General features: G+C 67.0%; 17 protein-coding genes. 8 read left to right on the top strand and 9 right to left on the bottom strand.

Going from position 1 to position 24,899, the window contains the following annotated elements; genetic code table 11:
• The first annotated feature begins 20 nt into the window (after window positions 1-20).
• The gene (locus QE379_RS06955) at window positions 21-1,199 is read left to right on the top strand and encodes a mechanosensitive ion channel family protein (protein WP_306999159.1); all 1,179 of its coding nucleotides are present in this window, start codon (window positions 21-23) and stop codon (window positions 1,197-1,199) included.
• Here the strand turns inward: QE379_RS06955 and QE379_RS06950 are convergent.
• A complete protein-coding gene (locus QE379_RS06950; RefSeq protein ID WP_306999157.1) occupies window positions 1,181-2,224 on the bottom strand; it encodes a DUF2167 domain-containing protein in 1,044 nt (347 codons plus the stop codon). The two genes, QE379_RS06955 and QE379_RS06950, sit on opposite strands and share 19 nt — an antisense overlap.
• A gap of 45 nt (window positions 2,225-2,269) precedes the next feature.
• On the bottom strand, window positions 2,270-5,200 hold the full coding sequence (locus tag QE379_RS06945; RefSeq protein ID WP_306999155.1) for an L-glutamate gamma-semialdehyde dehydrogenase: 2,931 nt from the start codon (window positions 5,198-5,200) through the stop codon (window positions 2,270-2,272).
• Between the two features lie 569 nt (window positions 5,201-5,769).
• Between QE379_RS06945 and QE379_RS06940 the strand changes: the two genes are divergently transcribed.
• Window positions 5,770-6,249 carry a pyridoxamine 5'-phosphate oxidase family protein gene (locus QE379_RS06940; protein ID WP_306999153.1) on the top strand — a complete coding sequence of 160 codons (480 nt, stop codon included), beginning with the start codon at window positions 5,770-5,772 and terminating at the stop codon, window positions 6,247-6,249.
• Between the two features lie 189 nt (window positions 6,250-6,438).
• Here QE379_RS06940 and QE379_RS06935 read toward each other — a convergent pair whose 3' ends face one another.
• Entirely contained in the window at window positions 6,439-7,656 is a 1,218-nt protein-coding gene (locus QE379_RS06935) for a polyhydroxyalkanoate depolymerase (protein ID WP_306999149.1), read from the bottom strand.
• 208 nt (window positions 7,657-7,864) lie between these two features.
• On the opposite strand from QE379_RS06935, the gene QE379_RS06930 reads away from it, so the two are divergent.
• Window positions 7,865-9,649 carry an ABC transporter transmembrane domain-containing protein gene (locus tag QE379_RS06930; RefSeq protein WP_306999147.1) on the top strand — a complete coding sequence of 595 codons (1,785 nt, stop codon included), beginning with the start codon at window positions 7,865-7,867 and terminating at the stop codon, window positions 9,647-9,649.
• Window positions 9,650-9,962: 313 nt separating this feature from the next.
• Window positions 9,963-11,909, top strand: a complete 1,947-nt coding sequence (locus tag QE379_RS06925) for a beta-N-acetylglucosaminidase domain-containing protein (protein WP_306999145.1) — start codon at window positions 9,963-9,965, stop codon at window positions 11,907-11,909.
• Here the strand turns inward: QE379_RS06925 and QE379_RS06920 are convergent.
• Together QE379_RS06920 and QE379_RS06915 are read right to left on the bottom strand one after the other, a co-directional pair.
• On the bottom strand, window positions 11,893-13,425 hold the full coding sequence (locus QE379_RS06920) for a family 20 glycosylhydrolase (RefSeq protein ID WP_306999143.1): 1,533 nt from the start codon (window positions 13,423-13,425) through the stop codon (window positions 11,893-11,895). The two genes, QE379_RS06925 and QE379_RS06920, sit on opposite strands and share 17 nt — an antisense overlap.
• Window positions 13,361-14,395, bottom strand: coding sequence for a carbohydate-binding domain-containing protein (locus QE379_RS06915; RefSeq protein ID WP_306999141.1), 1,035 nt, complete (start codon window positions 14,393-14,395; stop codon window positions 13,361-13,363). Before QE379_RS06915 ends, QE379_RS06920 begins: the two co-directional genes overlap by 65 nt.
• A gap of 206 nt (window positions 14,396-14,601) precedes the next feature.
• On the opposite strand from QE379_RS06915, the gene rnr reads away from it, so the two are divergent.
• Both rnr and QE379_RS06905 read left to right on the top strand, forming a co-directional pair.
• Window positions 14,602-16,800, top strand: coding sequence for a ribonuclease R (gene rnr / locus QE379_RS06910; RefSeq protein WP_306999138.1), 2,199 nt, complete (start codon window positions 14,602-14,604; stop codon window positions 16,798-16,800).
• 179 nt (window positions 16,801-16,979) lie between these two features.
• On the top strand, window positions 16,980-17,957 hold the full coding sequence (locus QE379_RS06905) for a glutathione S-transferase family protein (protein WP_306999136.1): 978 nt from the start codon (window positions 16,980-16,982) through the stop codon (window positions 17,955-17,957).
• A gap of 111 nt (window positions 17,958-18,068) precedes the next feature.
• Here QE379_RS06905 and proS read toward each other — a convergent pair whose 3' ends face one another.
• Window positions 18,069-19,601, bottom strand: coding sequence for a proline--tRNA ligase (gene proS / locus QE379_RS06900; RefSeq protein WP_306999134.1), 1,533 nt, complete (start codon window positions 19,599-19,601; stop codon window positions 18,069-18,071).
• 92 nt (window positions 19,602-19,693) lie between these two features.
• Between proS and QE379_RS06895 the strand changes: the two genes are divergently transcribed.
• The gene (locus QE379_RS06895) at window positions 19,694-20,590 is read left to right on the top strand and encodes a DMT family transporter (RefSeq protein WP_306999130.1); all 897 of its coding nucleotides are present in this window, start codon (window positions 19,694-19,696) and stop codon (window positions 20,588-20,590) included.
• A 93-nt stretch (window positions 20,591-20,683) separates the two neighbouring features.
• On the opposite strand, the gene bluB is transcribed toward QE379_RS06895, so the two are convergent.
• Window positions 20,684-21,307 carry a 5,6-dimethylbenzimidazole synthase gene (gene bluB / locus QE379_RS06890; protein ID WP_306999129.1) on the bottom strand — a complete coding sequence of 208 codons (624 nt, stop codon included), beginning with the start codon at window positions 21,305-21,307 and terminating at the stop codon, window positions 20,684-20,686.
• Between the two features lie 117 nt (window positions 21,308-21,424).
• On the opposite strand from bluB, the gene QE379_RS06885 reads away from it, so the two are divergent.
• Window positions 21,425-21,664, top strand: a complete 240-nt coding sequence (locus QE379_RS06885) for a SemiSWEET family transporter (protein WP_373461848.1) — start codon at window positions 21,425-21,427, stop codon at window positions 21,662-21,664.
• Between the two features lie 131 nt (window positions 21,665-21,795).
• Here the strand turns inward: QE379_RS06885 and gcvPB are convergent, their stop codons facing one another.
• Window positions 21,796-23,352, bottom strand: a complete 1,557-nt coding sequence (gcvPB, locus tag QE379_RS06880; RefSeq protein WP_306999124.1) for an aminomethyl-transferring glycine dehydrogenase subunit GcvPB — start codon at window positions 23,350-23,352, stop codon at window positions 21,796-21,798.
• Complete coding sequence (gcvPA, locus tag QE379_RS06875) at window positions 23,349-24,707, bottom strand: aminomethyl-transferring glycine dehydrogenase subunit GcvPA (protein ID WP_306999121.1); 1,359 nt, start codon at window positions 24,705-24,707, stop codon at window positions 23,349-23,351. The genes gcvPB and gcvPA overlap by 4 nt, the downstream gene beginning before the upstream one ends.
• Window positions 24,708-24,899: the final 192 nt, after the last annotated feature.

The raw sequence follows: 24,899 nt of genomic DNA, 5'->3' as shown, positions 1-24,899 counted from the left end.
CCATCCATTCAGGAGTCCCCATGGCGACGAACAATACCTCGCCCGAGGCACCGATCTTCGACGGCTCCCGCATCCCCGATCAGGTCGGGGGCATCGTCAACGCGACCTATCAATGGGTGCAGGATTACTGGCTCAAGGTGCTGATCGCGATCGGCTTCGGCGCGGTCATCGTGCTGGCGCTGCTCTGGGTACGCAAGCTGGGCGACAGGCTTTGCAGCCGTCCGGGTTTCGCGGGCGGCTGGGGCGTGATCCTGGGCCATGCGATCGCGCGGACCAACATGTTCTTCATCGTCACGCTCGCCGCGCAACTCGTGTCGGGCTATGCGGGCGCACCGGGCGAAGTCGCCAAGACGATCAACTTCCTGTTCACCGTCGCCAGTGTCTTCCAGGCGGCGATCTGGGCGCGCGAACTGATCCTCGGCACCATCGAGCACCGCACCCAGTCAGAGCATTATTCGGGCGAGGCGCTGCTCTCCGCCATGGGGCTGATCCGGCTACTGGTGACGGCGGTGCTGTTCGCCATCGCGCTGGTCGTGGTGCTCGACAATCTGGGCGTCAACGTCACCGGCCTGGTCGCCGGTCTGGGCGTCGGCGGCATCGCCATCGGGCTGGCGGCGCAGGGCATCTTCGGCGACCTGTTCGCCGCGCTCGCCATCATCTTCGACCGGCCGTTCCGGCGCGGCGACAAGATCAGCTATGGCACCACCAGCGGCGTGATCGAGTCGATCGGCCTGAAATCCACCCGCATCCGCGCCTTTACCGGCGAGCTTCGGATCATCTCGAACCGGCAACTGCTCGACAAGGAAATCCAGAACACCACGGTGCGCGACCATGTCCGCCTGTCGTTCATGATCGGCGTCGCCTACGAAACCCCGCCCGACACGCTGGCGCGCGTGCCGCAACTGCTGACGGACATCGTCGAGGGCGAAGGCGGCAAGGTCGCGCGCGCCGGGTTCGAGAATTTCGGCGCGTCGAGCCTGGACTTCGCGCTGCAATTCGACGTGCCCGGCGACGACTGGGCCACCGCGCACGACCTGCGCAACCGGGTGCTGGTGACACTCATGAAGCGCTTCGCGGCGGAGGGGATTTCCATTCCCTATCCGACGCAGACGACCTTCACCGCCGCGCCGGACGGGACGCTGGTCATGCCCTATCCCCAGGTCCAGCCGGTCGAGGTGCATCACACCGCCGGGGGCTGATCCCCGGCGGGCTTGGCGGCGGGCGACGCATCCGGCTCGGGTTCGGCCGGATGCTCGGGTTCGGCCGCATAAGCCGGCTCGCCCCCGACATCCGGCTCGACGTCCTTGCGGCCCAGCAGCCGCTTGCCCCAGCGGACCAAGGCCAGCCCTGCCACGACGATCAGCGCAATGAACTTCTTGCCGAATGCGAGAATGATCGCGATCAGGCCCAGCTTCTTCGCCGCCGCCACGCCGACACCTGCCGCGACCAGCCCCGCCAGGCCATATTCGGCGGTCTTGTCGGTCGAGGCGTCATAATCGGCATAGGTTTCGCCGCGATCGAAGCTGGCCGCGCGTCCGAAATCGGCCGCCGCCGCCCGCACCTCGTCCAGATGGCCCATGTCGGACACCATGTTGAGGCTCAACACACCCCGCCGCCCGAGCAGCCGCACATCGTAATTGAGCGAATCCGGCCCCTTGCTGTCGTCGAACTTGAGCTGCCTTGCCCAGACCAGCGAATGGTCCTGCGCATTATAGGAGGGCGGCTGCGCCCAGCCGACGATCTGGACCGTCGGAAAGCCCTGCTTCCGGCGCTCCTCGTTCCGTTCCGCCGCACCCTCGCGCATGTCGGACAGGACCTTGTCGTAATCCTGGTCGTGCGCGTCCTTGTCGCTGACATAGCCGGTGTCTTCATAGGTCACCACCGCGCCCCAGACATTGTCCGACGCCGTGGTCCCGGTCGGCAGGACGAGACCCAGCACATCGCTGACCGCATCGGCCGGGTTGCCCCAAATCTGAGTCAGCACCTTCTTCGCGTCTTCTGCGGGCAGGAAATAATAACGGTCGCCCAGATGCAGCGTCGCCTTGGCCGGGCCCACCACGACATCGCCGGTCTGTTTGTGCAGCCCGTGTTCAAAAGCGCGGATCTGCGCCTCGGCATTGTCTGCCGCCGGCGTCGGATCGGCGGCCAGCGCCCCACCCGACCAGCACCCGACCGTCAGCATCAGCGCCACCGCAATGGCGCGCGTTCCCCGCAAATTCATCATTCCCCCCTCGCCCGCCCTCCCGTGGCGGACGAGGGAGGATAATCGTCAGATCCCGCCTTCGTCCAGCGACAACAGCGTGGCATTGCCACCCGCCGACGTCGTGTCCACCGACACCGCCCGTTCCGCGCAGAATCGGTAGAGGTAATGCGGCCCACCCGCCTTCGGCCCGGTGCCCGACAGGCCCTCGCCGCCAAAGGGCTGGCTGCCCACCACCGCACCGATCATCGAGCGGTTGATATAGAGGTTGCCGACCGCCGCCTCGCTCTCCGCCACCTCACCGGCGCGGGCGATACGGCTGTGCAGGCCCATGGTCAGGCCGTAACCCTTGGCATTCACCTTCGCGATCGTCTCGGACAGCGTACCCGCTTCCCAGGTCGCGACGTGCAGGATCGGGCCGAACCATTCCTGGTTCAGATCCTCGACGCGGTCGAGCCGGATCAGCGTCGGCGGCACGAACAGGCCTTCGGCAGGCGCGTCGAGCGTCTTGATCGTCTTGCTCGCCATCGCCGCGCGGTACGCCATCAGCTTGTCGTAAGCGGCACGGTCGATCACCGGGCCGACATCGGTCGCCGGATTGCCGGTCGCGCCCAGCACCAGCGTCTCCATCGCGCCCTTCAGCATTTCGATGACATTGTCGGCGACATCCGCCTGCACCAGCAACAGCCGCAACGCCGAGCAACGCTGCCCCGCCGAGCGGAAGGACGAGGTGATGACGTCCGCCACCACCTGTTCGGGCAGCGCGGTCGAATCGACGATCATCGCGTTGATGCCGCCCGTCTCCGCGATCAGCGGCACGATCGGACGGTCGTCATCCGCCACCAGCGTCCGCGCGATCCGCTTGGCGGTGGCGGTCGATCCGGTGAAGGCGACACCCGCGATCCGGTGATCCTCGGTCAATTGCTGGCCCACGTCCGGCCCGCCGACCGCGAGCAGCAGCGCGTCGCGCGGCACGCCCGCGCGGTAGGCCAGTTCGACCGCCGCCGCCGCGATGGCGGGCGTCTGCGGCGCGGGCTTGGCGACGACGGTATTGCCGGTGACGAGCGCCGCCACCGTCTGGCCCAGGAAGATCGCCAGTGGGAAGTTCCACGGCGCGACCGTCGCCCAGACGCCGCGCCCTTCGAGGTGCAGCGTGTTGCGCTCGCCCGTCGGTCCGGGCAGTTCGACCGAACCGAGCCGCGCGCGCGCCTGTTGCGCATAATAACGGCAGAAATCGGCGGCCTCGCGGACCTCGCCGATCGCGTCGGGGATGGTCTTGGACGCCTCCTGCACCAGAATCGCCATCAGCCGCTCGCGGTCCTGCTCCAACAGGTCGGCCAGCTTCTCCAGCACGGCGGCACGGGTGTCGAGCGGCGTCGCGTTCCAGGCCGGGAAGGCCGCATCGGCGCGCGCGACCAGCGACGCCACGTCCGCCGTCGCGGCCACCGGCGTCACGGCGGGGGCGGCCACCGCCTTCACCGTCGCATCGAGCGTCGCGATGTCGCTGAGGTCGATGCCGGTCGAGTTGCGATGCCCCGGCGCGAACAGGTCGATGGGCAGCGGAATGCTCGGGTGCCGCGCCCCGCCCACGGCGGCGATCTTGGCGACCGGATCGGCGAGGATCTCCGCCTCGGTCAGCCGCGCATCGGCGAGCTGATGGACGAAGCTGGAATTCGCGCCATTCTCCAGCAGACGCCGGACCAGATAGGCCAGCAGGTCGCGGTGCCCGCCGACCGGGGCATAGATGCGGCACTTATGGCCATGCTCGCGCACCAGCCGCTCGTACAGACCATCGCCCATGCCGTGCAGCCGCTGGAACTCGAAGTCGTGGGAATTGCCCGCCCATTCCAAAATGGTCGCAACGGTCAGCGCATTGTGGCTGGCAAAGGCGGGGCGGATATTCTCGGCCGCCAGCATGTCCTTGGCGACCGCCAGATAGGACACGTCGGTCGCCGCCTTGCGGGTGAAGAGCGGATAATCGTTAAGGCCCTCGACCTGGGTCCGCTTGATCTCGCTGTCCCAATAGGCACCCTTGACCAGACGGACGTTCATGATCCGGTCGAGCCCGTTCGCCCAGGCGATGACCGAACGCGCGCGCTTGCCATAGGCCTGCACCGCCATGCCGAACCCGTCCCAGCCTTTGAGCGCGGGTAGCGCCGCGACGCCGCCGATAATGTCGAGGCTCATCTCCAGCCGCTCGGACTCCTCGGCATCGACGGTCAGCGCGATGCCCTTGTCCGCCGCCTGCCGCGCGAGTTGCGCCAGCATGTCGGTCAGCGCGGGCACGCACTCATAGGCACGCGGCAGTTCGTAGCGCGGGTGGAGCGCCGACAGCTTGACCGACACCGAATGGCCTGCCGCCGGGTTCGAACCCACCGCATCGATCGCCTTCACATAGGCCTGGAAATAGCGCTCGGCATCCTCATGCGTCCGCGCCGCCTCGCCCAGCATGTCGAAGCTGGCGGTGAAGCCCTTGTTCTCGGGCTTCTTCATGCGGCGCATGGCTTCCTCAATGGTGCGACCCATCACGAAGATCTCGCCCATCATCCGCATCGCGGCCCCGACCGCTTGGCGGACGAACGGCTCGCCCGCGCGCGACAGCAGCCGCTTGAGCGGCCCCGCCTCGCCCTCGCCCACCAGCGCGCGGCCGACGACCAGCCCCCAGGTGGCGGAGTTGACCAGCTTCGACGCCGAGCGCCCGGTATGCGCGCGCCAGTCCGCCTCGCCCAGCTTGTCGGCGATGAGGAGATCGGCGGTCTCAGGATCGGGGACGCGGAGGAACGCTTCGGCGAGACTGAGGAGCGCCACGCCCTCGGACGAGTTGAGGCGATACTCTTGAAGGAACTGGTTCACCCAGCCGCGATTCTGCGCCGCCCGCAGATCGGCCAGCAGACCCGAGGCATGGCCCATGATCCGCTCGCGCGCTTCCGGGGTCGCGGCGGCGCGGTCGAGCAGCGGCTTCAGGACATCGGGTTCGGGCGCGCGATACAGCGATTTCATGGTCTTGCGCGCGTCGGCGGTTACGGCAGAGGTCATAGGTCCAAGTTCCGGTCGAGCGACCCGGCGCGGTTGACGCGCTTGAGGGCCGCATGGCTAGGCTGTGATGGACCAGCGCTTAGCGGGAAATCGCGGGAATGGGTATCGTTTGATACGATACGAAGCGCGGTTCGCCATTCCCATCGGAATTGAAATTTTGACGATCCTGGCGTATAGGGATCGCAGGCGAAGGACATCCGCCTTTCTGTAGAGCCCCGGTCGCTGCTACGGCCGGGGCTCAAATCCCTTTGGGGCCCAGGCTGCTACCCGAGCCCCGCCGGGCACCTTACCTGTTGCGAACGTCAACGATCTTCACGACCAAGGTCGCGAAGGCGATGATGACGCCCAGGATCAGGCACAGATCGGCAACGGACATCCGTGGTCCTTTCTGTGAGTGACGGCGGAATTGCCGTCGCGAACCTTCTTTCAAGATGCGCGCCGTTTGTCAGCGGGAAAGTCTCGCGTCCTTTCCCGCAACCATCCCTGCCTCCGCATCGTTCTGCCGTCAAACCCTCAAGGACAGGAGAGCCAAGATGGCCGATGACAGCCCCCAGGAAATCGCCGCCAAGTTCCTCGACAAGCTGAAGGACAGCCCGTTCGTGATGATCGGCCTGAACGATGGCCAGCATTCCGAACCGATGACCGCGCAGATCGACGACGATCAGCCCAACACGCTGTTCTTCTTCGCCGGTCGCGACAACCGGATCGCCGGCGGTGGTCAGGCGATGGCGCAGTTCGTCGGCAAGGGACATGACTTCTTCGCCTGCCTGTCGGGCCATGTGTCGAAGGACAATGATCCGGCGCAGATCGACAAGCTGTGGAATAAGCAGGTCGAGGCCTGGTTCCCGCAGGGCAAGTCGGACCCGAACCTGACGCTGCTGCGCTTCGACATCCATTCGGCCGAGTTGTGGGAAACCGACATCTCGCTGTCGGGCCGGGTAAAGATGCTGTTCGGCGGAACCATCCGATCGGATGAGTCGTCCAGCCATGCGGTGGTGGGCTCGGTCGCGTAAACCGCTCCACCGGAACGCAAAACGCCCGGAGGCCATGCGGCTTCCGGGCGTTTTCTATTCTACCACTCACCCCGTTCAGCCTGAGCGAAGTCGAAGGCCAAGCGATGCCCTTTGCCGGCTGCATGGCTGATGTTTTCCCTTGGCCTTCGACTTCGCTCAGGCTGAACGGGGGGTAGGGAGCCCGCCCCCTTATCCGTTCGCCTTGATCCACTCCTCAACCACCGGCGCGATGCGGTTGCGCCATTTCGAGCCGTTGAAGATACCGTAATGGCCGACATTCTCGGCCATGAAATAGCGCTTCTTCGCATCCGGGAGATGGGTCGCCAGCGTCAACGACGCACGGGTCTGGCCCAGCCCCGAGATATCGTCCCGCTCGCCCTCGATCGCCAGGATGCCGATATCGGTGATCGCACCCGGATCGACCGGCTTGCCACGGTGCAGCATCTCGCCCTTGGGCAGCGCATGGCGCTGGAACACCAGTTCGACGGTCTGGAGATAGAATTCCGCCGTCATGTCGCACACCGCGCGATATTCGTCGTAGAAGCGCTTGGTCGCCTCGGCGCTCTCGTCGTCGCCCTGGACCAGATGCTTGAACATCTCCCAGTGCGAAATCATGTGGTTGCCGAGATTCATCGACATGAACCCGGCGAGTTGCAGGAACCCCGGATAAACCCGCCGTCCGGCACCCGGATAGGTCATCGGCACGGTCGCGATCGCATTCTGCTCGAACCAGGCATGGGGACGCTCGGTCGCCAGCAGGTTGACCGCGGTCGGCGCCTCGCGCGTGTCGACCGGCCCGCCCATCAGGGTCAGGGTGCGCGGGGTGCAGGGATGCTTGTCCGCGCTCATCACACAAGCCGCGACATAGCAGGGGACCGAGGGCTGGCACACCGCCAGCATATGCGCATTGGGGCCGATCTCGGTCAGGAAGTCGATGATGTAATCGACATAATCATCGAAATCGAACCGACCCTCGGACAGGGGCACCAGCTTCGCGTCGCGCCAGTCGGTGATATAGACCTCGCAACTCGGCAACATCCGCTCGACCGTACCGCGCAACAGCGTGGCGTAATGGCCCGACATGGGCGCGACGATCAGCAGCCTGGGGCTGTCCTCGACGCCCTCGCGGCGGAACCGCTTGAGCTGGCCGAAGGGCTTGCGCGCCACGATCTCCTCATGGACCGCCACCTCGCGCCCGTCGATCTCCGTCTTCGTCAGGCCGAAGGCGGGCTTGCCGCGCGGCGCGGAGGCATGGGCGAAGACCTCCAGCGCCGATCCCATGATCGCGCCGCCGCCGAAATAGGCGAAGGGGTTGGCCGGGTTCTGGAGCAGCCCCGCGCCGAAATTGGCCAGCGCGCTCGCCCCCGCCAGCATCGAGCGTTGCATTTCATAGGCGTCGTACAGCATCGTCGAGTCCCTCGCGCTCCCCGAAGCGGAGCCATGATCGCATCTCATCTATCACAAAACCGTTTGCGCAAGATGACCATAATATGGCCGTCCCGTCATATTGCCCGTGATCCCTTCCCCAAGATAACGCATGAAGGCCCATGAACGATGCGTGCAGGGCCGGCGCGCCGTTGAGCCCGTGCCCGCACGCTGCTAGGCGAGCGCGATCATGGCCAAATCCGCCGCTTCCCCCAAGCCCGCCATTCCGCCCAGCCGCCGGTTGAGCAATCTCAAGATGGTATGGCGCTTTACGCTGCGATATCCGGCCCATCTGGCCGCCGCCGCGCTGTCGCTGCTGGTCGCGGCGGGGGCGACGCTGTTCATCCCGCGCACCTTTCAGAAGGTGATCGACCATGGCTTCGGCCGCGCGGTCGATACGGGCAATATCGCCCCCTATTTTCAGGGGCTGTTGGCGGTGGTGCTGGTGCTCGCCTTCGCCACGGCGTTCCGATTCTATTTCGTGTCGTGGCTGGGCGAGCGGACCGTTGCCGACATCCGAGTCGCGGTGCAGGCCAATCTGCTCCGCCTCGCCCCCCGCTATTTCGAGGAGAACCGCCCCTCGGAGATCGCCAGTCGCCTGACCGCCGACACCGCGATCATCGAACAGGTGGTCGGCTCGACCGTCTCGATCGCGCTGCGCAACGTGGTGATCGGGATCGGCGGCACCATCTATCTCTTCGCGCTGTCGCCCAAGCTGACCCTGTCGCTGCTGATCTGCATCCCGCTGGTCGTGCTGCCCATCGTGCTGCTGGGCAAGAAGGTGCGCAGCTATTCGCGCGACAGCCAGGATCGGCTGGCCGATATCGGATCGACCGCCGTCGAGACGCTGGGCGCGATGAAGGTCGTGCAGGCGTTCGGCCAGGAGCGGCGCGAGGCCGAGCGGTTCGAACTGGCGGTCAGCAACGGCTTCGCCACATCGCGCAAGCGCTTCCTGCTCCGCGCGGTGATGACGGCGATGGTGATCGGCCTGTTCTTCGGCGGGCTGACGCTGCTCCTGTGGGAAGCGGTGGCGGACGTCGCCAGCGGACGACTGTCGGGCGGGTCGCTGACCGCGTTCGTCGTGACGGGGATGCTGGTGGCGGGCTCGTTCCAGGCGCTGACCGAGGTGTGGGGGGATATCCTGCGCGCATCGGGTGCGGCACAGCGGCTGGCCGAATTGCTCGCCGAACAGCCCGAAATCGCGCCGCCCCCCGCCCCCGCCGTCCTGCCGGTCGTGCCGATGGGCGCGCTTCGGTTCGAGGACGTGGTGTTCCACTACCCCACCCGGCCCGAAGTGGCGGCGCTCGACGGCTTCTCGCTCGACATTCGCCCCGGCGAGACGGTGGCGGTGGTCGGCCCCTCCGGTGCGGGCAAATCGACGCTGTTCCAACTGGCGGAGCGTTTCTACGATCCTCAAGGAGGGCGGATTTCGCTCGACGGCGTCGATCTGCGCGATGCCGATCCGGCGGCGATCCGGGCGCGCATCGCGATGGTGCCGCAGGAGACGGTGATCTTCGGCGCGTCGGCGCGCGACAATCTGCGCTATGGCCGGTGGGAGGCGGGCGACGACGAACTCTGGGCCGCCGCCGAAGCCGCCAACGCCGCCGACTTTCTGCGCGCGCTGCCACAGGGGCTGGACACCTTCCTGGGCGAAGGTGGCGCGCGGCTGTCGGGTGGTCAGCGGCAGCGGATCACCATCGCCCGCGCGTTGCTCCGCGATGCGCCGATCCTGTTGCTCGACGAGGCGACCAGCGCGCTCGATGCCGAGAGCGAGCAACTGGTGCAGCAGGCGCTGGAGCGGCTGATGGCGCACCGGACCACTTTGGTCATCGCCCACCGCCTCGCCACCGTGCGCGCGGCGGAGCGGATCGTGGTGATGGACGGCGGGCGCATCGTCGAACAGGGGCGCCACGGGGAATTGATGGCACGCGGCGGGCTTTATGCGCGGTTGGCGAGCCTGCAATTCCACGAGTGATGAGGCCGGTTTAGGACCAATTTCGATTTGCCCATTCCCCGGTGGAAGTCGGGGCTTGGGGGCAGGGTGGAACGTGGCCTTCGACTTCGCTCAGGCTGAACGGGGGTTGGGTATTGTGTCCCCTGCCCTTATCCTTCCTATCTTCTTACCTTCATCCCACCCTCCGATCACGCTGAGCGAAGTCGAAGCATAAGGGATACCCGCTCTCAACACCCTGAAATCCCGCCACTTCCCTATCATCAAAGGCGCTTGCGACGCCGGCCCCTCTCCCCTAGGCTCTGACAATACCATTGTAATACCGGGAGTGAGGATCATGCAGCGAGTAGCCAAATGGAAGGGCAGCCTGATCGCCGCCGTCGCACTGGCCGGAGCTTCCCCCGCCGCGATGGCGCTGCCCGCGACGCGGCCCGAGATCTTCCCCGCTCCTACCGCCCTGACGCTGGGCGACGGCACGGTGACGCTGGGCCGATCGGTCGTGCTGATCGCCGCGCCCGGTACCGAGCCCGCCACGGTCGCGCTCGTCCGCGACATTCTGGCGAAGGCGGGCGTGACCGAGATCACGACCGCCAGCCGCATCCCCGCCGCGCCCGACCGCCCGACCATCGTCATCGGCCCGGACGGGGCCGCGATCGTCCGCGACGCGCTGACCCGCAGCGGGGCAAGCGCCGACGATCAGGCGGAGGGCTATACCCTCGCCGCTCTCGCTTCGGGTCATGGCGGCCTGATCACGCTGGCGGGGCATGATGGCGACGGCCTGTTCCACGCCGCCCAGACGCTGCGTCAGCTCGTCGCCCGCCCCCAAATCCCCGCGCTGGTGATCCGCGACCACCCCGCCATGCCGATGCGCGGCACGATCGAGGGCTTTTACGGCAAGCCCTGGTCGATGGAGGACCGGACCAGGCATCTGAATTTCCTCGGGCAGATGAAGGCCAACACCTATGTCTACAGCCCCAAGGACGACCCCTATGCGCGCGACAAGTGGCGGGAGCCCTATCCGGCGGCGACGCTGTCGGCGCTGGGCACACTGGTCGCCACCGCGCGGACCAATCATGTGAACTTCGTCTACGCGATCTCGCCCGGCCCCTCGATCTGCTTCTCCGATCCAGCGGACGAGCAGACGCTGCTGCGCAAGTTCGAGGCGCTGCGCGGAATCGGCGTGCACAGCTTCTATGTCGCGCTGGATGACATCGAATATCAGAAGTGGAATTGCGACGCGGACAAAGCCGCCTTCGGCCCCTCTGGCGCACAGGCCGCCGGGGTTGCCCAGTCCAAGCTGTTGAACGCGGTGCAGGCCGATCTGGCAAAGCGCGACCCCGCCGCGAAGCCGCTGATCATGGTGCCGACCGAATATTATGACGCCAAGGAAAGCCCCTATAAGGCCGCGCTGCGCGCCAATCTCGACCCGCGCATCGTCGTGCAGTGGACCGGCACCGACGTCGTGCCGCCCGCCATCTCGGTTCCCGATGCCAAGGCGGCGACCAAGGCATTCGGGCGCAAGACGCTGTTGTGGGACAATTATCCGGTCAACGACTATGCCAGTTCGGCCGGGCGGCTGCTGCTCGCCCCCTATGCCAAGCGCGAGGCGGGGCTGTCGAGCGAGCTGACCGGCATATTGTCCAACCCGATGAACCAGGAAGCGCCCAGCCGTGTCGCGGTGGCGGGAGTGTTGGCCTTCGGGTGGAACGACAAGGGCTATGACGCGGATCGCACCTGGCATTTCGCGGCGCGCGATCTCGCGGGGGACGATGCGCGGGCGACGGCGGCGCTGCTCGAACTCTTCGACACCCAGCATCTCGCCCCTACCTTCGGCAGCCAGCCCTGGCAGGAACAGGCACCCCGGTTGAAGGCGCTGCTCGACCATGTCCGCGAGGCGCTGGCCCATGGTGACGAAGCCGAAAGGCGCGAGGCCATCGCCGAACTGACCCGCAAGGCCGATGCCATCGCCGACGCCCCCGATACGATCCGCGCGGGCGTGGTCGATCCTGCCTTTGCCGAACAGTCGCGCCCCTGGCTGGATGCGATGCAGCTTTGGGGACGCTCGCTGCGACTGACCGCCGCCGGGCTCGACGCCGCCGAGCGGGGCAATCCAGCCGCGAGCCGCTATTTCGCCGATGCCGGGCGGATCGCCGCCCAGGCCGCCGCGGTGCAGAGCATTCCCGGCGCGGTGCGCTTCGACGGGCCGATCAAGATCGCCGATGGCGTGCTCGACCGGTTCATCGCCGACGCGCCCGGCCTGATCGCGGTTACGGCGAAACCGTAACCGTCCGGCTGGCGCGGCGGCCATCGGGGGTGCGGGTGCGGAGATCCACCGCCCCCATTACCGCGACCGGCCCGTCATAGCGCCGCCAGGCGGTGCCGCCGGTCCGATACTCGATCGGTGTGCCGGGGAATTCGGCGTTCGCCTCCAGCGTGCCGCCGACGATCCGCGCGCCCGGCGGGGCGAGGCGATAGGTCACCCCCGCCCGGTCGAGCATCCGCATCTGTACCCCCATGCGGCCCGCGAAATCGCGCCAGCCCGCCAGCAGCCGGGCGCGATCCACCCGCACATCGCCCGGCATATAGCCCACCCCCGCAACATAGGCGGGCTCCCATTCCGGCTTGCGCCATGCCCGCTCGGCGAGCGCCAGCAGGCGGGGGAAGAGCATGTAATCGACCTGGCTGTCACGACGGACCGTTTCGCTCCACAATTGCGCCTGGATACCCGCGATCGCACGTCCCGATTGCAGCGGCACCGTGTCGGCGATCGGCTTGGGCTGGGCGAGGATATTGGGAATCAGCGCGGCATTGGCGGCCAGATTGCCCGGCATGAATCCGAACACCTGGAAACTGTCCACCCCGCGCGATGCCCAGTCATAGCCGGTTTCGTTCGGATCGGCGGCATAGGGCATGTCGAAATAGCCCAGATCGGGGATCGACAGCACCGTCTTCCACCCGCGATTGGCCTGGCCATGCGTCTCCGCCACGCCGCCGCCGTGCAGGCCCGACCAGATATTGGTCTGGACCGCGGTCGGCATCCGCGCCGGGTCCGTATGGCCCAGCCCGTCGCTCCAGCCCGCAACGGCGATGCCGCGCTTGGCGAGATCGGCCGCCACCCGTTCGATGAAGCGGGCACCCAGTTGCCGGGGCTGGAGCCCCTCGCGCGCCATCGTCACCTTGCAGGCGGGCGAGTCCTTCCACGCCCCCGCCGTCTCGTCCGCGCCGATATGATAGGTGGTCAGCGGCACCCCCGCCGCCTTGTGAAGCGCGGCGATGTCGTCGATCACCCGGTCGATGAAGCGATAGGTACTATCGATACAGACGTTCAGCGTGTTGTCGTCATAATGCTGGACACTGGAATAGCGGGTGGTGTCGCCCGGCTCGACCAGCCGGTAGCGTTCCGCGCCCGCACGGTCGCCCTTGGCCATCAGCCGCTGATAGCGCACCTCCATCGACCGGATCGCCGCACGCGAATGGCCCGGCATGTCGAAGGAGGGGATCACCTCGATCTGCCGCGCGGCGGCGGCGTGCAGGATGTCCGAATAATCGGCGGCGGTCAGATAGCCGTTGGTGGCCGCGTCCCGCGCCGGGTCCGCGCCGAGTTGCGGCTGGAGACAGGTCTTTTCGGACAGGTCGGCGCAGCGATAGGCGCCCACCTCGGTCAGTTCTGGCAGGCTGGCGATCTGCAACCGCCAGCCCTCGTCATCCCCCAGATGCAGATGCAACCTGTTGAGCTTATAGGCCGCCATCTGCTCGATCAGCTTCAGGATTTCGGGCCTTGCCGTGGAAATTGCGGGCAAGATCGATGTGAAGCCCCCGGAAGCCGTATCGCGGGGCATCCTCGACGGTCAGCGGGCGCAAGGTGCGGCCCTCCCCCGCCATTTGCTGGGTCAGCGAGCGAAGGGCATAGGACGCCCCCGCCGCATCCGCCGCCATGATGGTCACCCGCCCGTCGGCGACCGTCAGGCGATAGCCTTCGGGAGCGATCCCGGCCTGCTTCCGGATGGTCAGCGGCACCGTGCCCATCGGCAATCCGGCCAGCGCGGGCGCAATGGCGGCGCGGGCAAAGCCCTGCATCGTCACACGCAGCCCCTTGGACAGGTCGACCGGCGCGCCTGCCGGTCGCACGACCGTCATGGGCCGGGGCAGGATCGCCACATCGACGGGCGTGGCCGCGCCTCGCTCGGCATAAAGCGCGAAGGCGCGCTCGGGCGTCCGCCACACGGTCCGGTCGTCGGGCGCGCTGCGGGCGAGTGCCGCTTCGTCGGTCATGGGCGCGACGAAGGGCAAGGTTTCCAGTCCCGTCTCGGCATCGGTCCCCGTCCGGGTGGCGGCGATCACGCGTGGGACCAGTCCGGGCGCAGCCAGCATCGCATGGGGCATCATGTGGTTGCGTGAGAAGAACGCGCCCACCGCCGTCAGTTTGATATGATAGGTCTGGCCGGGCTTGAGGCTCTGGCCGGGCTTCACCGTCAGGATGTTCAGGTCGCCATTGACCATCCGGTTGTCGAACAGATCGCTGTCGATCCTCAGGACCGGATTGACCAGGCTGTAGCGGATCTCGAACGGCACGCCCGGCACCGCGTCGGGCATGGTGATCGCGATATCGGCATCGAAACAGCGCGGGGTGGCGGTCGGGCATGACGCCGGGCGGTTGGTCAGGATGGTATAGCGATAACCCATGGTCGCCGCCATCCGGTCCAGATCGGCCTGTGCACCGCCAACCGGCATGGCGGCCAGGACTGCGGGAAAAGCCCATAACGTCATCATCTTGCACCCGTCCCGCCAAACTCACTGGTCCTATATTGGACCATGGCTGGGCCTATGGCGCAACCCGATATGATGGTCGCCCCAGGGCAAGCTGACGCCTTTCGCGATCGAGGGCATAGCGCCCGAGATCCCAGCCTTCGCTGGGATGGCGGATGTCGCTGCCATGCGGGGGTGACGCCGCCCTCGCCACCCCCTATCTCGGGTCCATGAAGAAACCCCAACCGGGTCTGCCGACCCGTGAGCAAATCCTCGCCTTCATCGAACAGTCGGACCAGCCCGCTGGCAAGCGCGAGATCGCGCGCGCCTTTGGCCTGTCCGCGCAGGAGAAGATCGGGCTTAAGGCGCTGCTCAAGGACATGGCCGACGAAGGGCTGATCGACAGTGCGCCGGGCCGCGCCTTTCACAAGATGGGCGGCCTGCCCAAGGTGACGGTGCTGCGTGTCGTCGATGTCGATGATGGCGGCAATGTCTGGGGCCAGCCCGAACGCTGGGAAGCCGATGGCATCCCCATCCCCCGGCTGCGCATCCGCGAGCGCAAGCGCGGGAGCCTCGGCATCGGCCAGCGCGTGCTGGCGCGGACCGAGGAAGCGGGCGGCGGCTGGATCGCGCATGTCATGAAGACGATCGCGCCCGCCTCCGAACAGGTGCTGGGCGTGCTGCGCGAGGAGGCGGGCCGCTTCTGGCTGACATCCGTCGACAAGAAGGACCGGCGCGAGATGATGGTGTCGGACACCGGCGGCGCGGAAGCGGGCGATCTGGTGCTGGCCGAGAAGGCGGGCCGTCCGCCACGCATCACCGCGAAGGTCGTCGAGCGGCTGGGCGATCCCTTCGCCCCGCGCAGCTTCTCGCTGATCGCGATCCACAAGTTCGAAATCCCCGACCGCTTCCAGCCCGAAACGCTGGAGGAGGCCGAGCGCGTCGCGCGCCAGCCGCTGGGCGAGGACCGCGAGGATTTGCGCGATTTGCCGATCGTCGCGATCGATCCGGTCGACGCGCGCGACCATGACGATGCGGTCTGGGCCGCGCCCGACGACGATCCCGCCAACCCCGAAGGCTGGCGCGCCATCGTCGCGATCGCGGATGTCAGCTTCTATGTCCGCCCCGGCTCGGCGATCGACAAGGATGCGCGGCGGCGGGGCAATTCGGTCTATTTCCCCGACCGGGTGGTGCCGATGCTGCCCGAAATCCTGTCGGCGGATGTGTGTTCGCTCAAGGAGGGCGAGGACCGCGCGGCGCTCGCCTGTCATTTGCAGGTGACGAAGGACGGCAAGCTCAAGGGCTTCCGCTTCACCCGCGCGGTCGTGCGGCTGGCGGCGAACATCGCGTACGAGGATGCGCAGGCCGCCATCGACGGCGAGCTGCCGCACCCGTTGACCGAGACGGCACTGCGCCCGCTCTGGGACTGCTGGGCCGCGCTCGCCAAGGCGCGCGACGACCGCGAGCCACTCGACCTCGACTTGCCGGAGCGGCGGGTGGTGCTCGACCAGAATGGCCGCATCCTGTCGGTCGCGCCGCGCGCGCGGCTGGATGCACACCGGCTGATCGAGGATTACATGATCGCCGCCAATGTCGCCGCCGCCAAGGCGCTGGAGGCGAAAAAGGCCACCGTCATGTACCGCGTGCACGAGGTGCCCAGCCGCACCAAGCTGGTCGCGCTCAAAGAGTATCTTGAAACCTTCGACATCCCCTTCGCGATGGGACAGGTGATCCGTCCGGCGACCTTCAACCGGATCGTCGACAAGGTGGGCGACGCCGATTTCCGCCCGCAGGTGATGGAGCAGATCCTGCGCTCGCAGACGCAAGCCTATTATGCACCGGTCAATCAGGGGCATTTCGGCCTGTCGCTCGGCTCCTATGCGCATTTCACCTCACCGATCCGGCGCTATGCCGATCTGGTCGTCCACCGCGCGCTGGTGGGGGCGTACAAGCTGGGTGACGGCGGACTGCTGCCCGAAGGCGAGGAGATGGAGCGGCTGGGCACCTCGATCAGCCAATATGAGCGGCGCGCGATGGAGGCCGAGCGCGAAACCATCGACCGCTATGTCGCCGCATACCTGTCCGAGCATGTCGGGCAGGTGGTCGAGACGCGGATCACCGGCGTCACCAATTTCGGCTTCTTCGCCACGGTCGATGGCGTGGGTGGCGACGGCCTGATGCCGATCCGCGATCTGGGCGGCGACTATTTCCATTATGACGAAGCCTCGCAGCAGTTGCTGGGCGAGAAGAGCCGCGAAATCTACAAGCTGGGCCAGCGCCTGCCGCTGCGCCTGGCCGAGGCGAACCCGGTGTCGGGAGCGCTGCGCTTCGAATTGCCCGACGGCAAGGGCGCGGCTCCCGAGCCACGCAGAGTCCTGAAACGGCGCGGGCGGCCCGCGAACATCCGCCACAACGGCAAGCGGCGGTAATCCTCCCCGGCACGGGGAGGTGGCAGCGCGCCAGCGCTGACGGAGGGGGGCTTCGGAAACGGACGTCCTTCGCGGCACGCCCCCTCCACCACCGCTTCGCGGCGGTCCCCCTCCCCGTGCCGGGGAGGATCGGGATCGCTCCCCTTCCCCATGCGTAACCTCCCCAAAGGAGAGCACGCATGGGCAATATGGTGGACGGCGTCTGGCACGCCGAAGGGCTGTTCAAGTCCGACGAAAAGGGCGGCTTCCAGCGCCCCGATTCGGGCTTCCGCGACTGGGTGACGGCGGACGGCGAGCCCGGCCCGGACGGCCAGACGGGCCACCGTGCCGAGGGGGGCCGTTATCACCTCTATGTCTCCTATGCCTGCCCCTGGGCGCATCGCACGATGATCGTCCGGGCGCTCAAGGGGCTGGAGTCGATGATCGACCTGTCGGTGGTCGATCCGCTGATGCGCGACGATGGCTGGACCTTCGCGACGGAGCGGGGCGGCACCGGCGATCCGCTCCACGGATCAGACTATCTGTGGCAACTCTACGCCCGCGCGCGGGAGGGCTATACCGGCAAGGTCACGGTGCCGGTGCTGTGGGACACGGCGCGCGACACGATCGTCAGCAACGAGTCCGCCGAGATCATTCGCATGTTCAACAGCGCGTTCGACGGCTTGGGCGCGCTGGACGGGGATTATTATCCCGCCGACCTTCGCCACGAGATCGATGCGGTCAACGCCACCGTCTATGACCGGGTGAACAACGGCGTCTACAAATGCGGCTTCGCGAAGACGCAAGCGGCCTATGACGAAGCCGTCGCCCCATTATTCGCCGAACTCGACCGGCTGGACGAGCGGCTGACGGGTCGCGAATGGCTGGTGGGCGACCGGATGACCGAGGCGGATATCCGGCTGTTCACCAGCCTTGTCCGCTTCGACGCGGTCTATCACGGCCATTTCAAATGCAATGTCCGGCGGGTGCAGGATTATCCGGCGCTGGAGGGCTTGCTGGAGCGGATGCTGGCCATTCCGGCGATCGCGGACACGGTGCATCTGGATCACATCAAGACGCATTATTATGCCAGCCATCTGGAACTGAACCCGACCGGGATCGTGCCCGCCGGGCCGGATTTGCCCTGGGCCGGGTTGGTGCGGCCTTCTTATTCTTAAGCCCCTCCCGCAGGCGGGAGGGGTTTGGGGAGGGAAAGGAGTCTCATTGAGACCGTCGCTCGCGGCCTGCCCTCCCCCCAGCCCCCTCCCGCAAGCGGGAGGGGGAGCATTTTAGTACGCCCGGCCGATCAGCACCCGCTCCACCGCCGCGCGGCCGGTGAAGATGCAGGGGCCGTCGTCGCACCCGGTCTGCCCCATCGGCGCGTTGCGGATGGTCAGCTTCAAGGCCTTCAGCTTCTCGACCACCTGCTCCAGTTCCTCGCCGGTCGGCTTGGCCCAGCGGACATCGACCCAGCCGGGGTTCTTCACACCGTCCGCGAAATGCGCCTCGACAGCGGCCCAGTCGTCCACGGGCACGATCTGCGCCTTCAGCCGCTCGGCCGACTGGCGGTGGAGTTCGCCCTGGATGTCGGCCAGCAGCGCCTCGACGCCCGACACGAAATCACCGCGCGGCTGGACGACCGAGTCCAGCTTGCCGTCCTCGCGGTACAACCGGTCGCGGCGGATCACCGAGACGTTGCCGCCCGCCATGTCGCGCCCGCCGACCTCGATCACCACAGGCGCGCCCTTCTTGACCCAGCCCCAGCGCTTGGTCGCGGCCTTTTGCGCCCGCGCATCGACCATCGCGCGGATCGGCTCGCCCAGCGCGGACTGGCCGACCAGTTCCTTCTGCAAGTCCCGGCAATAGGCGAGCAGCGCCTCGTCCTCGGGCTGGTCGCGCAGCATCGGCACGATCACCACCTGCCACGGCGCGACCTTGGGCGGCACGCGCATCCCGTCATCGTCGCCGTGCACCATGATCATGCCGCCGATCATCCGGGTCGACACGCCCCAGCTGGTCGTCTGCGCATAGTCCAGTCCGCCCTCGGCATTCTGGAAGCGGATATTCTGAGCTCGCGCGAAATTATCTCCCAGGAAGTGACTGGTGCCGGCTTGCAGCGCCTTGCCGTCCTGCATCATCGCCTCGATCGAATAGGTCTCGACCGCGCCGGGGAAACGCTCATTCTCGGGCTTCTCGCCCGCGATGACGTGCATGGCGAGGCAATCTTCGGCGAAGCTGCGATAGACTTCCAGCATCTGGATCGTCTCGGCCCGCGCCTCGTCGACCGTGGCATGGGCGGTATGCCCCTCCTGCCACAGGAACTCGGCGGTGCGCAGGAACATGCGGGTGCGCATTTCCCAGCGGACGACATTGGCCCATTGGTTGATAAGGACCGGCAGGTCGCGCCACGACTGGACCCAGCGGGCAAAGGCGGTGCCGATCACCGTCTCCGAGGTCGGGCGCACGACCAGGGGCTCCTCGAGCTTGGCCTCGGGATCGGGCACCAGCCCGCCCTTGCCATCGGCGATCAGCCGGTGATGCGTGACGACCGCCATTTCCTTGGCGAAGCCGTCGACATGCTCGGCCTCCTTCTCGAAATAGCTGAGCGGGATGAACAGCGGGAAATAGCAATTCTCGTGGCCGGTCGCCTTGATGCGATCGTCGAGCAGCCGCTGGATACGCTCCCAGATACCGTAACCCCAGGGGCGGATGACCATGCAGCCACGGACGCCCGATTCCTCGGCCAGATCGCCCTCGGCGATGACGGACTGATACCAGGCGGAGAAATCCGCGTCGCGGGTGACGGACAGAGCGTGCTTCATGCCCGCCCGATAGCGGCAAAGGGGTCGGTTCGCCAAGAGGCTGGCCGCGTCCGGGGTTTCTTCGCAGGCGACCAGCGGTTAGGGACAGTCCCATGACCGGCGACCGCGTGCTCCAGGGCATCGGCCTGCGCCTGATCGCCATCTTCTTCCTGTCGACCATGTCGGCGCTCATCAAGCTGGCGGAATCGCGCGGGGCGACCCTGTTCGAAACCATGTTCTGGCGACAGGCCTGCGCGCTGCCGGTGGTGCTGGGCTTCGTGATGGCGGGGCCGGGGTTGAAGTCGCTGCGCACGACGCGGTTCAAGGGGCATCTGGCACGCTCGATGGTCGGGCTGGTGGGGATGGTCTTCACCTTCGGCGCGGTGCTGCTGTTGCCGCTGGCGGAGGCGACGACGTTCCAGTTCACCGTGCCGATCTTCGCGACGCTGCTCGGCGCGCTGGTGCTGGGCGAGCGGACCGGCATCCAGCGGTGGAGCGCGGTGCTGGTCGGTTTCGCGGGCGTGCTGATCGTGGTGCGGCCGGGGGCGAACGACATGTCGCTGTTCGGCGCGGGCGTGGGGCTGCTGGCGGCGCTATTCGTCGCGATCGTGGCGATCCTGCTGCGCCAGTTGCGCGACGAGCCTTCGGGGACGACGGTCTTCTATTTCTCGACGCTGACCCTGCCCTTCATCGCCATTCCCTATAGCTTCAACATCCACGGGCATGACGCGCTGACCTGGGCGATCCTGATCTCGATCGGACTGGTCGGCGGCGTGGGACAGATCGCGCTGACCGGCGCATCGCGACTGGCCCCGGTCGCGGCGGTGGTGCCGATGGACTATTCCGGGCTGATCTGGGCGACCGTCTATGGCTGGCTGATCTTCGGGGTGCTGCCCGCCTCGACCACCTGGATGGGCGCGCCGATCATCATCGCGAGCGGGTTGTTCATCGTCTGGCGCGAGCAAAGGCTGGGCAAGCAGCAGACACTGACCACCGCGCCGGAGGATTGAGTTTTCGTCCGTCATCCCAGCGAAAGCTGGGATCTCGTGCCGCACGATGATGCATTCGCGGAGAAAGGCCCCAGCCTGCGCTGGGGCGACGGCTTACTGAACCGCCCACCGGGTCGGGCCATTCTCCTGCCAGCCAGCCCGGTGGAGCAGCGGCGTGTCGTCGTCCCACTCGGCATGACCCAGGCAGAGATAGGCGGTGAAGACCCAATCCTCGGCCACATCGAACAGCCGCTCCATCGCGGCGGGATCGAGGATCGACACCATCCCCATCCCCAGATTGGCCGCCCGCGCCGCCAGCCACAGCGTATGGATCGCCATCGCGGTCGACTGGCGCAGTGTCTCCGGCATGGTGCGGCGGCCCAGGCCGTGCCCCTCCGCCGGATCGATATGGGTGAAGACCGCGAGTTGCACCGGCGCCGCGTCCAGCCCGGCCAGCTTCAACGCACGGTAAGCGGCGGCCCGTTCGTCGGCATAGTCCGCCGCCGCCTCCGCATCGCAGCGCTGGAAATCGGCGCGAACGGCGGCGCGGAGCGCGGAATCCTCCACCCGGATCACCCGCCATGGCCGCGCATTGCCGACCGACGGCGCAAGAGCCATCGCCTCCGCCAGACGCGCCAGCACCGCCTCATCGACCGGGTCGTTGCGGAAGTGTCGGACATCGCGCCGCCAGCGCAGGATCGTCTCCAGCGTCTCGGCCTGGGTTTCGTCAAAGCGCATGCTCGTCCTTTTCGCCGCTCGGAACATCCCGCTCCGCTTGCGCGTCCCATGTCCACGCTTCAATCGATTTACGTGCCATGAAAGGGAGACCAAAGGCCTGTGAGCGAACGGAAACTCATGCTGCTCGGCTGGATCGCCACCGCGACGGCGGTGGCCATGTACCTGTCCTATATCGATCAGATACAGCTTAACCTGGCGGGGCAGAAAGGGTCCACCATCCAGCCATTGGCGACGATGGTGAATTGTTCGCTGTGGGTCGCCTATGGCTTCCTACGCGAGAAGCGGGACTGGCCGATCGTGTTCGCCAATGCGCCCGGGGTGATACTGGGCGGGATTTCGTTGTTCACGGCGCTTTGACCCGTCGCCCCAGCGGAGGCTGGGGCCTTTGGCGACGACATGCTATCGATCGCCAGAGATCCCAGCCTTCGCTGGGATGAGGGTACCCCCCGCGCCACCCTCATAGACAGCGCGGGGGGCGGCGCAACCGATCAGGCCGCCTTGTCCTTCCACACCAGTACGGGCTTGCGCGCGGCCAGTGTTTCGTCGAGGCGCGCGCGGGGTGCGAAGTGCGGCGCGGTCTTGAGCGAGGGATCGCCCGCCTTGGCCCGCTCCGCCACCGACGCCAGCGCGCCGATGAACTGGTCGAGCGCCGCCTTCGACTCGGTCTCGGTCGGCTCGATCAGCATCGCGCCGTGAACGACCAGCGGGAAATACATGGTCATCGGGTGGAAACCCTCGTCGATCAGCGCCTTGGCGACGTCGATCGTCGAGAAGCCCTCGGCCAGATTTTCGTCCGAGAAAATCGCTTCGTGCATGCACGGCCCGCTCTTGGCGAAGGGCGCGTCCAGCGTGTCTTCCAGCGACCGCAGGACATAGTTGGCGTTGAGCACCGCATCCTCGGCGACCTGGCGCAAACCGTCCGCGCCGTGGCTGAGGATATAGGTCAGCGCGCGGGTGAACATGCCCATCTGGCCGTGGAAGGCGACCATGCGGCCGAAGCTATCGGCGTGATGGTCGTCGGCATTCTCTTCCTCGACCAGCCGGAAGCCCTCGCCGGTCTTCTCGACGAAGGGCAAAGGCGCGAAGGGCGTCAGCGCGTCGGAGAACACCACCGGCCCCGAACCCGGTCCGCCGCCGCCATGCGGGGTCGAGAAGGTCTTGTGCAGGTTGATGTGCATCGCATCGACGCCCAGATCGCCCGGACGCACACGGCCCACGATCGCGTTGAAGTTCGCGCCGTCGCAATAGACATAGCCGCCCACGCCGTGGACCGCGTCGGAAATGTCCTTCAGGTCACGCTCGAACAGGCCGCAGGTGTTCGGGTTGGTGATCATCACGCCCGCCACGTCCGGCCCCAGCCGCGCCTTGAGTGCCGCGGTATCGACTCGACCCTCGTCGGTCGCGGGAATATTCTCGACCGAGAAGCCCGCGAACGCCGCCGTCGCCGGGTTGGTGCCATGCGCCGACTCGGGGACCAGGATGACCTTGCGATGGCCCTCGCCGCGCTTTTCCAGCGCCGCCTTGATCGCCAGGATGCCGCACAGTTCGCCATGCGCGCCCGCCTTGGGGCTCATCGCGACCGACGCCATGCCGGTCAGCGTCACCAGCCAGTGCGCCAGCTGGTGAATGACCTCCAGCGCGCCCTGCACCGTGTCGACGGGCTGGAGCGGGTGAACGTCGCTGAACCCCGGCAGCCGCGCCATCTTCTCGTTCAGGCGCGGATTGTGCTTCATCGTGCACGAGCCGAGCGGGAACAGCCCCAGGTCGATCGCGTAATTCTGACGCGACAGGCGGGTATAGTGGCGGACCGTCTCCGGCTCCGACAGGCCGGGCAGGCCGATCGGGGCCTTGCGCGACAGGTCGCCCAGTCGCGAACCCGCGACATCGCCCTCGGCGAAATCGACGCCGGTCGTATGCGCGTCACCGATCTCGAAGATCAGCTTTTCTTCCAGCATCAGCGCACGATTGCCGGTGAAAGTTGCGGACACTTCGCCGTCCTTGGCTTCGGGGCTCGTGGGCTTCCAGCCGCTCTGGTTGATCGTCATGCCAGCACCTCCTCAAGCGCTTGGGCAAGCGTCTCGATATCCTCCGCCGTCACCGTTTCGGTGACCGCCACCACCAGTCCGTTCGCGAGCGCATCTTCACCCGGATAGAGCCGCCCGAGCGACACGCCCGCCAGCACGCCGCGCTCGGCGAGCGTCCGCACGATCGGACGCGCCTCGTGACCCAGATCGAGCGTGAACTCGTTGAAGAACACGTCGTTGACCAGCTTGACGCCCGGCACCTTCGCCAGACGGTCCGCCGCGCGGCAGGCGTTCGCGTGGTTGATCCCCGCCATCCGGCGCAGGCCTGCCTCGCCCAGCAGCGTCATGTGGATCGAGAAGGCGAGCGCGCACAGCCCCGAATTGGTGCAGATGTTCGACGTCGCCTTTTCGCGGCGGATATGCTGCTCGCGGGTCGAGAGCGTCAGCACGAAGCCGCGCTTGCCGTCCGCGTCCACCGTCTCGCCGCAGAAGCGGCCCGGCATCTGGCGAATATACTTATCCTTGCAGCCCATCAGGCCGACATAGGGTCCGCCGAACTGGAGCCCGACGCCCAGCGACTGGCCTTCGCCGACGACGATGTCGGCATCCATCTCGCCCGGCGAGCGGATCGCGCCCAGCGCGACCGGCTCGGTCACGACGGCGATCAGCAGCGCCTTCTTCGCATGGCACGCCTCGGCCAGCGGGGTGAGGTCGGCGATGCGGCCCAGAATGTCCGGGTACTGGACGACGACGCACGAGGTATCGGCGTCGATCGCCGCGATCATCTGGTCGATGTCGGTCTCGGCGGTCAGGACCGGCGCGCCGGTTTCCAGCGTGTCGCCGGTGTACTTCGCCATCGTCTTGGCGACCGAGACATAATGCGGGTGCAGGCCCGAGGACAGGATAGCCTTGGACTTCCTGGTGATGCGCCGCGCCATGCCGATCGCTTCCCAGCAGGCGGTCGAGCCGTCATACATGGAGGCGTTGGCGACATCGGTGCCGAGCAGACGCGCGACCTGCGTCTGGAACTCGAACAGCATCTGGAGCGTGCCCTGCGCGATTTCCGGCTGATAGGGCGTATAGGCGGTCAGGAACTCGCCGCGCTGGATCAGGTGATCGACGCTGGCGGGGACATGATGGCGATACGCGCCGCAGCCCAGGAAGAAGGGCACGTCGCCCGCGACCATGTTCTTGCGGGCGAGCGCGGTCATGTGCCGCTCGACCGCCAGTTCGGAGGCGTGGCCGGGCAACCCCTCGATGGGGCCGGACAGGCGGGCGGATTCGGGCACATCGACGAACAGGTCGTCGACCGATCCGGCACCGATGACCGAGAGCATCTCGGCCCGATCGGAAGAGGTAAGGGGCAAGTAGCGCATGCGTTCCATTTCTCCGCCCTCCTCTGCATCCCCTCCGCCGGGCGGAAAGGCTCTTCTTCTCCCCTCCCGCAGGCGGGAGGGGCCGGGGGAGGGCACCCGGCTTCGGCAGGCGTATCGCTTGGGGAGAACGACTCCCCTCCCCCGGCCCCTCCCGCCTGCGGGAGGGGAGGAAGAAGGCCCCTCCCCTATGCA

The organism is Sphingomonas sp. SORGH_AS_0879 (genome assembly GCF_030819175.1).
In the GTDB taxonomy this organism is placed as follows: domain Bacteria; phylum Pseudomonadota; class Alphaproteobacteria; order Sphingomonadales; family Sphingomonadaceae; genus Sphingomonas.
This window is presented reverse-complemented; position numbering and strand designations above follow the sequence as displayed.

Coding starts and splice junctions, on each gene's coding strand:
- QE379_RS06955 (WP_306999159.1), top strand. CDS start 21: ATGGCGACGAACAATACCTCGCCCGAGGCACCGATCTTCGACGGCTCC.
- QE379_RS06895 (WP_306999130.1), top strand. CDS start 19,694: ATGACCGGCGACCGCGTGCTCCAGGGCATCGGCCTGCGCCTGATCGCC.
- QE379_RS06930 (WP_306999147.1), top strand. CDS start 7,865: ATGGCCAAATCCGCCGCTTCCCCCAAGCCCGCCATTCCGCCCAGCCGC.
- gcvPB (WP_306999124.1), bottom strand. CDS start 23,352: ATGACGATCAACCAGAGCGGCTGGAAGCCCACGAGCCCCGAAGCCAAG.
- proS (WP_306999134.1), bottom strand. CDS start 19,601: ATGAAGCACGCTCTGTCCGTCACCCGCGACGCGGATTTCTCCGCCTGG.
- rnr (WP_306999138.1), top strand. CDS start 14,602: ATGAAGAAACCCCAACCGGGTCTGCCGACCCGTGAGCAAATCCTCGCC.
- QE379_RS06885 (WP_373461848.1), top strand. CDS start 21,425: ATGCTGCTCGGCTGGATCGCCACCGCGACGGCGGTGGCCATGTACCTG.
- QE379_RS06905 (WP_306999136.1), top strand. CDS start 16,980: ATGGGCAATATGGTGGACGGCGTCTGGCACGCCGAAGGGCTGTTCAAG.
- QE379_RS06940 (WP_306999153.1), top strand. CDS start 5,770: ATGGCCGATGACAGCCCCCAGGAAATCGCCGCCAAGTTCCTCGACAAG.
- QE379_RS06950 (WP_306999157.1), bottom strand. CDS start 2,224: ATGATGAATTTGCGGGGAACGCGCGCCATTGCGGTGGCGCTGATGCTG.
- QE379_RS06915 (WP_306999141.1), bottom strand. CDS start 14,395: ATGATGACGTTATGGGCTTTTCCCGCAGTCCTGGCCGCCATGCCGGTT.
- QE379_RS06925 (WP_306999145.1), top strand. CDS start 9,963: ATGCAGCGAGTAGCCAAATGGAAGGGCAGCCTGATCGCCGCCGTCGCA.
- QE379_RS06935 (WP_306999149.1), bottom strand. CDS start 7,656: ATGCTGTACGACGCCTATGAAATGCAACGCTCGATGCTGGCGGGGGCG.
- bluB (WP_306999129.1), bottom strand. CDS start 21,307: ATGCGCTTTGACGAAACCCAGGCCGAGACGCTGGAGACGATCCTGCGC.
- QE379_RS06945 (WP_306999155.1), bottom strand. CDS start 5,200: ATGAAATCGCTGTATCGCGCGCCCGAACCCGATGTCCTGAAGCCGCTG.
- gcvPA (WP_306999121.1), bottom strand. CDS start 24,707: ATGCGCTACTTGCCCCTTACCTCTTCCGATCGGGCCGAGATGCTCTCG.